At 74.2% G+C, this 10,083-nt stretch carries 9 protein-coding genes; 1 reads left to right on the forward strand and 8 read right to left on the reverse strand.

The genetic code is table 11. The annotated features are described in order from the left end of the window. Positions 1-59: 59 nt before the first annotated feature. The 8 genes from AC3WUG_RS14530 to leuC form a co-directional block, all read right to left on the reverse strand. Complete coding sequence (locus tag AC3WUG_RS14530) at positions 60-1,052, reverse strand: LacI family DNA-binding transcriptional regulator (protein WP_492328327.1); 993 nt, start codon at positions 1,050-1,052, stop codon at positions 60-62. After that, on the reverse strand, positions 1,049-2,128 hold the full coding sequence (locus AC3WUG_RS14535) for a glycoside hydrolase family 43 protein (RefSeq protein ID WP_492328328.1): 1,080 nt from the start codon (positions 2,126-2,128) through the stop codon (positions 1,049-1,051). The genes AC3WUG_RS14530 and AC3WUG_RS14535 overlap by 4 nt, the downstream gene beginning before the upstream one ends. A 5-nt stretch (positions 2,129-2,133) precedes the next feature. Next, positions 2,134-2,988 (reverse strand): carbohydrate ABC transporter permease, encoded by an 855-nt coding sequence (locus AC3WUG_RS14540; RefSeq protein ID WP_492328329.1) that lies wholly within the window; start codon positions 2,986-2,988, stop codon positions 2,134-2,136. Then, positions 2,985-3,983 carry a carbohydrate ABC transporter permease gene (locus AC3WUG_RS14545; RefSeq protein ID WP_492328330.1) on the reverse strand — a complete coding sequence of 333 codons (999 nt, stop codon included), beginning with the start codon at positions 3,981-3,983 and terminating at the stop codon, positions 2,985-2,987. The genes AC3WUG_RS14540 and AC3WUG_RS14545 overlap by 4 nt, the downstream gene beginning before the upstream one ends. Next, complete coding sequence (locus AC3WUG_RS14550; protein ID WP_492328331.1) at positions 3,980-5,329, reverse strand: extracellular solute-binding protein; 1,350 nt, start codon at positions 5,327-5,329, stop codon at positions 3,980-3,982. The genes AC3WUG_RS14545 and AC3WUG_RS14550 overlap by 4 nt, the downstream gene beginning before the upstream one ends. A 213-nt stretch (positions 5,330-5,542) precedes the next feature. Beyond that, complete coding sequence (gene murA, locus AC3WUG_RS14555) at positions 5,543-6,859, reverse strand: UDP-N-acetylglucosamine 1-carboxyvinyltransferase (protein WP_492328332.1); 1,317 nt, start codon at positions 6,857-6,859, stop codon at positions 5,543-5,545. A 142-nt stretch (positions 6,860-7,001) separates the two neighbouring features. Further along, positions 7,002-7,667 (reverse strand): 3-isopropylmalate dehydratase small subunit, encoded by a 666-nt coding sequence (gene leuD, locus AC3WUG_RS14560; RefSeq protein ID WP_158374509.1) that lies wholly within the window; start codon positions 7,665-7,667, stop codon positions 7,002-7,004. A gap of 52 nt (positions 7,668-7,719) precedes the next feature. Then, positions 7,720-9,171: a 3-isopropylmalate dehydratase large subunit gene (gene leuC, locus AC3WUG_RS14565; RefSeq protein WP_492328333.1), complete on the reverse strand. Its 1,452-nt coding sequence runs from the start codon at positions 9,169-9,171 to the stop codon at positions 7,720-7,722. A 96-nt stretch (positions 9,172-9,267) separates the two neighbouring features. Between leuC and AC3WUG_RS14570 the strand changes: the two genes are divergently transcribed. Then, positions 9,268-9,987, forward strand: coding sequence for an IclR family transcriptional regulator (locus AC3WUG_RS14570; RefSeq protein ID WP_154728344.1), 720 nt, complete (start codon positions 9,268-9,270; stop codon positions 9,985-9,987). Positions 9,988-10,083: the final 96 nt, after the last annotated feature.

Here is a 10,083-nt window from a genome sequence, read left to right on the forward strand (position 1 = left end):
GACCCGCGCCCCACGCTAGGGGGGTCCGCGCCGGCCGCAACCCGGGGAGCCGGCGCGCGTCAGCCGACCGTGCTCGCGCGGACCCGCACCCGGAACGGGACGACGACCTGGGCGGGCGCGACGGCCGGGTCCTCCACCCGCCGCACCAGGAGCCGCACCGCCTCCCGCGCGAGCAGCCCGAGGTCCGGCGCGACCGACGTGAGGCCCGCGTACCGGGACTCCTCGACGTCGTCGAACCCCGCGACCGCGACGTCGCCCGGGACCGCCAGGCCCGCGGCGCGCAGCGCATGCCAGGCCCCGAGGGCGAGCAGGTCGTTGAAGCACAGCACCGCGTCGGGCCGCACGCCGGCGGCGAGCAGCTCGCGGACGGCCCGGACGCCGTCGTCGCGGCGGTACGCGCCGACCCGGGGCACCAGGGTCTCGTCGGGGGCGAGTCCGGCGGCCGCGAGCGCCTCGACGTGCCCGCGCCACCGCTCGCCGCCGGTGCTGCCGGGCTCCTGGCGCCCGAGCACCGCGATCCGCCGCCGCCCGGTGGCCAGCAGGTGCTCGGTCAGCTCGCGCGCGGCGCGGACGCTGTCCATCGCGACGTGGTCCGCGCCGACGTCGTAGCGGTGCTCGCCGAGCATGACGATCGGCGTGCGCCCGATCCGCGTAACCACCGCCTCGCGCGGCGTGACCAGGGGCGACAGGATCACGCCGTCCACGAGCCGCGAGGTGAGGTCCACCAGCGCGACCCGCTCCCCCTCGAGGTCGCCCCGGGTCTCCTCGATGACCAGGACGCGGCCGTGCTCCTTCGCCGCGCGGCCCGCCGCGGACGCGAGCGCGGCGAAGTACGGCGACGTGAGCTCCGGCACCGCGAGCGCGAGGATCCCCGAGCGGCCGTGCCGCAGGCTGCGCGCGGTCTGGTTGGGCCGGTACCCGAGCAGCTCGATCGCCGCGAGCACGCGCGCCCGGGTCACCTCGCTGACGTGCGGGTGGTCGTTCACGACGTTCGACACGGTCTTGAACGACACCCCGGCGCGCGCGGCCACGTCCCGCAGCGTCACGGTCACGGGTGCCGGCCCACCTCGACGGCGGGCCCGTCGAGCACGGGGGCGCCGTCCGGGTCCCAGTCGAGCGGGGTCAGCCACACCTGCCGGCCCGGGAAGGTCGAGCCCACCGCGTCCGGCGGCCAGGCGTGGTGCACGTACCAGGTCGCCCCGTCGTCGGCGGTCACCACGCACCCGTGCCCGGGTCCGGCCGCCTCGGGCGTCGAGCGCATGAGCGGCTCGTCCCGCGGCTTGGTCCACGGCCCGGTGAGCGCGTCGGCGACCGCCCAGCCGACGCCGTAGTCCGCGGACCCGTAGTCGTTGGCGGAGTACAGCAGGTGGTACCGCCCGTCGCGCGCCACCACGGTGGGACCCTCGACGAGGTGCCCCTCCCACGGCTGGTCGTGGGTGATCAGGTCCACCGGGCCGTCGCCCACGAGCGCGGAGCCGTCCGGGCTCAGCTGCTGCACCCGGATCCAGGACCGCACGCCGACGTGGTTCCCGTCGTTCTTCCACAGCAGGTACGGCGTGCCGTCGACGTCGACGAACGGCGACGCGTCGATCGACCCGCCCTCCTCGTGCTCGCACACGAACGGGGTCCCAGACCCGTCGACGAACGGGCCCGCCGGGTGGTCCGCGTACGCGACCCCCAGGCACTGCTGCTGGGTCCCGCGCTCCATCGCGGTGTAGTACGCGACGTACCGCCCGCCGAGCTCGACCACCTCGGGGGCCCAGTGCCGCCCCGCGCCGGACCACGGGGCGAGCACCGGCATCCCGTCGCCGACCACCTCCCAGTGCACGAGGTCGTCGGAGCGCAGGACCGGCAGCGTGCCGAGGCGGCCCTGGGTGCCGTAGGCCCACCACGCGCCCTCGGCGCGCAGGACGAACGGGTCGGGCAGGTTGCCGTCGTGCACGGGGTTGGTGAAGGCCACGTCGGTCTCCTCGGCGGTCGTGGGGTCGGCGTCGGGATCGGGGTGGGGGTCGGGGGCGCCGGGGCCGCCGCAGCCGGCCAGGGCCGCCGCGAGCACGAGGGCCGCCGCGGCCCCCGCCCGGGCCGTCCGGCCCGTCCGCGTCGCGCCGCCGGGGCGCCCCGCTCGCACGCCGCTCACCCCTTCAGCCCGCTGCGCGCGACGCCCTCGATGACGAAGCGCTGCGTCAGCACGAACAGCACGATGACCGGGACCGACGCGACGACCGCGCCCGCCATGATCGACGGGTAGTCCGTCACGTACGCGCCCTGGAGCAGCCGGAGGCCCGCCGGCAGCGTGAGCCGCTCGGGGCTGAACAGCACGTAGACGGGCCAGATGTAGTCGTTCCAGTTCCCGAGGAAGGCCAGCACGGCCAGGGTGGCGAGGGCGGGCCGGGTGTTCGGCAGCACCACCCGGCGGAACACGCCCCACTGGTTCGCGCCGTCGAGCGCGGCGGCCTCCTCCAGCTCCACCGGCAGGTTGACCATGAACTGCCGGAGGAAGAACACCCCGAACGCCCCGGCGGCGCCCGGGACGACGAGCGCCCACACCGAGTCCGTCCACCCGAGCCGGTCGATCATCAGGTAGTTCGGCATGAGGAACACGAAGGCCGGCAGGAACAGCGTCGACACGATCACGCCGAACACCAGCCCGCGGCCCCGGAACGGCATCCTCGCCAGCGCGAACGCCGCCGTCGACGCCACCACCAGGACGAGGGCGGTGTGCAGCACGCCGGCCAGCAGCGAGTTGAGGAACCAGCGCAGCACCGGGTACGGCCCGTCGAGGCTGAGCAGCCGGCCGTAGGCGGACAGGTCGACCTCCTGCGGCCACAGCGTCGGCGGGGAGGCCGTGGCCTCGCCGTACGACTTCACGGAGGTCAGGCCCATCCAGAGCAGCGGTCCCACGAAGGTGGCGACCAGCACGAGCACGAGCGCCGCGACCGCGCCCGCGCCGAGCCCGCGGCGGGCACGCCCCGTCCCGCGCGCGCTCACGACGCGCCCCCGGCGGCGCGGCGGCGGGCTCGGGCACCCCGCCGGCGACCGCCGCCGCCCCGCTCGCGCAGGGCCCAGAAGCTGGCGATCGACACCAGGCCCAGGCCGATCGACAGCAGGTAGCCCATGGCCGCGGCGGAGCCCATCCGGTACTGACCGAGGCCGGTGTCGAGGATGACCATGAGCGCCGTGCGGGTGGAGGTGCCAGGCCCGCCGCTGGTCATGAGGTCGGCCTGCCCGAACATGTTCGCCGAGGCCAGGAACGTCATCGTGAGCACGAACGCCAGCACGGGCCGCAGGCCCGGCAGGGTCACGTGCCGGAACCGCTGCGCCGGGGAGGCCCCGTCCACCTGGGCGGCGTCGTAGAGCTCGCGCGGGACGTCCTGCAGCCCGGCCAGGTAGATGATCGTGTTGAACCCGAGGGTCCACCAGACCGTGACCCCGACCAGCGACACCCACGTCCACGGCTGCGCGGTCAGCCAGGGCACCGGGTCCCCCGCGCCGAGCGCGTGCAGCACCCGGTCCAGGCGGGTCAGACCGAGCAGGTGGTTGAGCACCCCGAGGTTCGGGTCGAGCACGAACCGGAACAGCACGCCGACCACGGCCACCCCGAGCACGTACGGCAGGAACACCACGGCCCGCACGAACGTGCGCGCCGGGAACCGCCGGTTCAGCGCCATGGCGAGCAGCAGCGGGAGCGTGAGCAGGAACGGCACCGACGCGACCACGAAGATCCCCGTCGCGGCCATGCCGTCCCAGAACCGCTGGAACACCACGCTGGTCGAGTCGAACAGGTCCGCGTAGTTGCCGAGCCCCACGAACGGCTTGCTCGGCATGAGGTAGTCCCAGTCGTGCAGGGACATCCAGAGCCCGCGCACCGCCGGCAGCGCGACGAACGTGCCGAACACCAGCGCGAACGGCGCCAGGAACGCCCAGGGCGTCCACCACGCGCCCCGGCGCAGCGGGCGCCGGGGCGTCGGGAGCGCCGCGCTCATGCGCCGTAGCGGTCGCGGTTGTCGGCCAGCACCTGGTCCGCGCGCGCCGCCGCGTCGGCCAGGGCCTCGCGCGGCTCCTTCACGAGCAGCACCGCCTCGTTCAGCGCGGTGTAGAGCTCGCCGATCGCGTCGCCGATGCCGGGGATCGACGGCGGGAACCGGAGGTCGTCGGCCTGCTCGGCGATCGCGGCCTGCGGGGCGAGGGCCTGGAACTCGGCCGACTCCCGCGCCGAGCGCCGCGCCGGGACCTGCCCGCCGACCGCCCACGCCGCCGACTGCTGCGACACCCAGTTCACGAACGTGCGGGCCGCCTCGAGCTGGTCGTCCGTCGTGCCCTTCTGCTTGGTCAGCACGAAGTTGTGCGACCCGGCCCACGCCGCGTCGACGCTCCCGATCCGCGGCAGCCGCCGGACGTCCCACTCGAGCCCGCTGATGCCGTCGAGCGTGTTGATCGACCAGATGCCGTTCCAGTTGAACGCCGCCTGCCCGTTCTGCAGGGCGATGATGTCCGCGTCCTGCCCGACGTCGCGGGCGCTCCAGCCCCGGTGCACGGCGTCGACCATCCAGGACAGGGCCTCGACGCCCTCGTCCCGCGCCCACGCGGCGGTGGCGCCGTCGGCGTCGAGGAGGTCCCCGCCGAACTGCCAGATCAGGGACTGCAGGGTCTGCCCGCCCGTGAAGGTGTGCGGGCTCATCCAGTGCCCCGCGACCCCGTTCGCGAGGAGCGCGTCGAGCGCCGCCTCGTAGGACGCGCGGTCCATCGGCGGGTCGGCGGGGTCGAGGCCCGCGCCGGCCATCACCGCGGTGTTGCAGAAGAACCCGAGCGGGTGCACGTCGAGCGGGATGCCGTACCGGGCGCCCGCGTAGATGCCGGCGTCCCACACCGGCCGGATGAAGTCGTCCGCGGTCAGCGCGAGGTCGGCGGCCAGGTCGTCCAGCGGCAGCAGCAGCCCCCGGGCGGCCGAGGTCGGCAGCGAGTCGAGGTGCTGGATCGCGATGTGCGGGCCCTGGCCGGAGGTCAGTGCGGCGGGCAGCTTGGCGTGGAAGTCGGCCCACTCCATCGTCGTCATCGTGACGTCGACGCCGTCGTGCTCGGCGTTGAACCGGTCGACGAGGTCCTGCATCACGGGCCCGTCGCCACCCGTGAAGCCGTTCCAGAAGGTGAGGTCGACGACGCCGCCGCGCGACGTGCCCGACGGCGACGGGCTGCCGCTCGAGCAGGCGGCGACGGTGGCGCCGAGGCCGACGGCGCCGAGGCCGGCGAGGAAGCCGCGCCGGGACAGGCCGCTCGATCGGGGCTGGGCACCCGGACGCGGGCGCGCGGGGGCAGGGACGGGCTGGCTCACGGTGGCTCCTTCGCCATCGGGGCCAGGGGGCGGCGGCTGAGCGCCACCCGGCCGTTACAACGGATAACCGTGGCTTCTGTCTAGCGAAGCCGTTCCTCCGTTGTAAACCCCCACTTCGCCCGCCTGGGGACGACGACGCCCCGCCCGGGGACGACGACGCCCGCCCGGCCGGGGAGGCGGGGCGGGCGTCGTGGGGCCGCGGGCGCGGCGGCGTCAGTCGCGGTCGAACTTGGCGCCGAGCGCCTCGAGCTTCGCGGTGAAGTTCTCGTAGCCCCGGTCGATCAGGCTGATCCCGCGCACCGCGGAGGTGCCCTGGGCGGTCAGCGCCGCGATCAGGTGGCTGAACCCGCCGCGCAGGTCCGGGACCTCGATGTCGGCCGCGGTGAGCGGCGTCGGGCCGGAGACGACGGCGGAGTGCGAGAAGTTCCGCTGCCCGAACCGGCAGGGCCGCCCGCCCAGGCACTCCTTGTAGACCTGGATCGTGGCGCCCATGCCGCGCAGGGCGTCGGTGAAGCCGAACCGGTTCTCGTAGACCGTCTCGTGCACGATCGACAGGCCCTTGGCCTGGGTCAGCGCGACGACCAGCGGCTGCTGCCAGTCGGTCATGAACCCCGGGTGCACGTCGGTCTCGAGGACGATCGACTTCAGGTCGCCGCCCGGGTGGAAGAACCGGATGCCCTCGTCGTCGATCGCGAACTCGCCGCCCACCTTGCGGAACGTGTTGAGGAACGCGGTCATCTCGGGCTGGGTCGCGCCACGGACGTAGACGTCGCCGCCCGTGGCCAGCGCGGCGGACGCCCAGGACGCGGCCTCGATGCGGTCGGCGAGCGCGGTGTGCTGGAAGCCCACGAGCCGGTCGACGCCCTCGATCCGGATGACCCGGTCCGTGTCGACCGAGATGATCGCGCCCATCTTCTGCAGGACGTTGATCAGGTCCATGATCTCGGGCTCGATGGCCGCGTTCGTGAGCTCGGTCATGCCCTCGGCGCGCACGGCGGTCAGCAGCAGCTGCTCGGTGGCGCCGACGCTCGGGTACGGCAGCGTGATCTTCGTGCCCTGCAGCCGGCGCGGGGCGCGGATGTGGATCCCGTTCTCGCGCTTGTCCACCACGGCGCCGAACTGCCGCAGGATGTCCAGGTGGTAGTTGATCGGCCGGTCGCCGATCCGGCAGCCGCCCAGGTCGGGGATGAACGCCTCGCCGAGCCGGTGCAGCAGCGGGCCGCAGAACAGGATCGGGATGCGGCTGGAGCCCGCGTGCGCGTCGATGTCGGCCACGTGCGCGGACTCGACGTCGGTCGGGTCGAGGCGCAGGACGCCCCCCTCGGCGTCGGCGGACACCCGCACGCCGTGCAGCTCCAGCAGGCCGGTGACGACGCCGACGTCGCGGATCTGCGGCACGTTGCGCAGCTCGCTCGGGGTCTCGCCCAGCAGGGACGCCACCATCGCCTTGGAGACGAAGTTCTTGGCGCCCCGCACGGTGATCTCGCCCGAGAGGGGCGTGCCGCCGTGGACGTAGAGGAGATCGGTCATCCCCCCATGGTGGCGCACGGCGCGGCGGCGGCCCGCACGCGCGCCGTACGGGCCGCACAGCGTGCGCCAAACCTCCACAAAGGGGACGCCCGGGCCGCGCAGCACGCTGCGCGACCCGGGCGGTGTCCCGGGGGTCGACGGCTCAGAGGCCGGGGCGGCGACCCAGGCTCAGCTCGACCGGGCGGGCGGCCTTGATCTCCACCGGCGGCAGGTGCTTGGCCGGCAGGGTCTTCGGGCGCCAGGCGTCGCGGGTGGCCTCGAACGCGGTGATCTCGTCCTCGTGCTGCAGGGTGAGGCCGATGTCGTCCAGGCCCTCCATGAGGCGCCAGCGGGTGTAGTCGTCGATCTGGAACGGCACCACGACGTCGTCGCAGGTGACGGTCTTCGTCCCGAGGTCGACGGTCACCTCGGTGCCGGGCGCGGTCTCGAGGACCTTCCAGATGAGCTCGACGTCCTCCTGCGCCAGCTGGGCCGCCACGAGGCCCTGCTTGCCGGAGTTGCCGCGGAAGATGTCCGCGAACCGCGAGGCCAGGACGACCTTGAAGCCGTAGTCCTTGAGCGCCCACACGGCGTGCTCGCGGGACGAGCCGGTGCCGAAGTCCGGGCCGGCCACGAGGACCGAGCCGGTGCGGTAGGCGTCCTGGTTGAGGACGAACGACGGGTCGTTCCGCCAGGCCGCGAACAGCGCGTCCTCGAAGCCCGTGCGGGTCACGCGCTTGAGGTAGACGGCCGGGATGATCTGGTCGGTGTCGACGTTGCTGCGGCGCAGCGGGACGCCGACGCCGGTGTGCTGGGTGAACTTCTCCACGAGCGTGCTCGCTCTCTCGGTCAGAGGGTCTTCGGGGCGGCGGTGCGGCGGCTCAGGCCGGCTGGAGGTCCAGCGGCGAGCCGTCCGGGACGGCCACGTCCGGGCCCAGGTCGGAGACGGACGACAGCGTGCCGCGGATGGCCGTGGCGGCGGCGACCAGCGGGGACACCAGGTGCGTGCGGCCGCCCTTGCCCTGCCGGCCCTCGAAGTTGCGGTTCGACGTCGACGCCGACCGCTCCCCCGGCGCGAGCTGGTCCGGGTTCATGCCCAGGCACATCGAGCAGCCGGCGTTGCGCCACTCCGCCCCGAAGTCGAGGAAGATCTTGTCCAGGCCCTCGGCCTCGGCCTGCAGCCGCACGCGGGCGGACGACGGCACGACGAGGACGCGCAGGGTGTCGGCCTTCTTCTGGCCCTGCATGAGCTTGGCGGCGGCCCGCAGGTCCTCGATCCGGCCGTTGGTGCAGGAGCCGATGAACACCGTGTCGACGGCGATCTCGCGCAGCGGCTGGCCGGGCGTCAGGCCCATGTACTCGATGGCCCGCTCGGCGGCCACCCGCTCGTTGGCGTCGGCGATCTCCTCCGGCACCGGCACCGTGCCCGACAGCGGCAGGCCCTGGCCGGGGTTGGTGCCCCAGGTGACGAACGGCTCGAGGTCCGCGGCCTCCAGGACCACCTCGGCGTCGAACGTCGCGTCGTCGTCGCTGCGCAGCGTCTCCCAGTACGCGACCGCGGCGTCCCAGTCGGCGCCCTCGGGGGCGTGCGGGCGGCCCTTGAGGTAGTCGAAGGTCGTCTGGTCGGGGGCGATCATGCCGGCGCGCGCGCCCGCCTCGATCGACATGTTGCAGATGGTCATGCGGCCCTCCATCGAGAGGGACCGGATGGCCTCGCCGCGGTACTCCAGGACGTAGCCCTGGCCGCCGCCGGTGCCGATCCGGGCGATGACCGCCAGGATGATGTCCTTCGCCGTCGCGCCGATCGGCAGGGCGCCGTTGACCGTGATCGCCATGGTCTTGAACGGGGCCAGCGGCAGGGTCTGGGTGGCGAGCACGTGCTCCACCTCGGACGTGCCGATGCCGAACGCCAGCGCCCCGAACGCGCCGTGCGTGGACGTGTGCGAGTCGCCGCACACGACCGTCAGGCCCGGCATCGTCAGGCCGAGCTGCGGGCCGACCTGGTGCACGATGCCCTGGTCCGCGTCGCCGAGGGAGTGCAGCCGGACGCCGAACTCCTTCGCGTTGTTCCGCAGCGTGTCGATCTGCGTGCGCGACGTCGCGTCGGCGATCGGCAGGTCGATGTCGAGCGTCGGGGTGTTGTGGTCCTCGGTGGCGAGCGTGAGGTCCGGGCGGCGGACGGGGCGGCCGGCGAGCCGGAGCCCCTCGAACGCCTGGGGGCTGGTGACCTCGTGCACGAGGTGCAGGTCGATGTAGAGCAGATCGGGCGCGCCGTCGGCGCCGCGCCGCACGATGTGGTTCTCCCACACCTTCTCCGCCAGTGTGCCGGCCATGTTCGGGCGTCCTCTCCTCCGTCGGTCGGTGGGGGCCGACCGGGGTCTTCGTGGTGCCGACTTGCGTCTCAGTGTGCGAGACGGCAATATCGACCTATGGACAACTCTAGCGGAGTCGGCGTGCTGGACAAGGCCGCCTCGGTCCTCAACGCCCTCGAGGCCGGACCCGCCACCCTCGCGCAGCTGGTCAACGCCACCCATCTTGCCCGCCCCACGGCCCACCGGCTGGCCGTCGCGCTCGAGCACCACCGCCTGGTGGGGCGCGACATGCAGGGCCGGTTCGTCCTGGGTCCGCGGCTGACGGAGCTGGCGAGCGCCGCCGGCGAGGACCGGCTGCTCGCCGCCGCCGGCCCCGTGCTCGCGGCGCTGCGCGACCACACGGGCGAGAGCGCCCAGCTCTACCGCCGCCAGGGCGACCAGCGCATCTGCGTGGCCGCCGCCGAGCGACCCATCGGCCTGCGCGACTCGATCCCCGTGGGCGCGACGCTCACGATGGCGGCCGGGTCCGCGGCGCAGATCCTGCTCGCCTGGGAGGAGCCGGACCGGCTGCACCGCGGCCTGCAGGGCGCGAAGTTCACCGCGACGATCCTGTCCGGCGTCCGCCGCCGCGGCTGGGCGCAGTCCGTGTCCGAGCGCGAGGTCGGCGTCGCGTCCGTCTCCGCGCCGGTGCGCGGGCAGTCCGGGCGGGTCGTCGCGGCGGTCTCGATCTCGGGCCCGGTGGAGCGGCTGTCCCGCCAGCCGGGGCGGCTGCACGCCGCCGCGGTGGTGTCGGCGGCGAACCGCCTGACGGAGGTCCTGCGCCGCACGGCGGAGTAGCGCGGCGCGCGCCGGCGAGGCACCCGCACGCCCACGAGGCCGCCGCTCCCCGGGGGCTGTCTCTTCTACACCCCTGACGCTGCCGACGAAGGCCGT

The organism is Cellulomonas sp. EB106-03-03-XG116, from assembly GCF_058792015.1.

Bases quoted from the DNA above. Each gene is read 5' to 3' on its own strand.
- AC3WUG_RS14545 (WP_492328330.1), bottom strand. From the start codon at position 3,983: ATGAGCGCGGCGCTCCCGACGCCCCGGCGCCCGCTGCGCCGGGGCGCG.
- murA (WP_492328332.1), bottom strand. From the start codon at position 6,859: ATGACCGATCTCCTCTACGTCCACGGCGGCACGCCCCTCTCGGGCGAG.
- leuC (WP_492328333.1), bottom strand. From the start codon at position 9,171: ATGGCCGGCACACTGGCGGAGAAGGTGTGGGAGAACCACATCGTGCGG.
- AC3WUG_RS14570 (WP_154728344.1), top strand. From the start codon at position 9,268: ATGGACAACTCTAGCGGAGTCGGCGTGCTGGACAAGGCCGCCTCGGTC.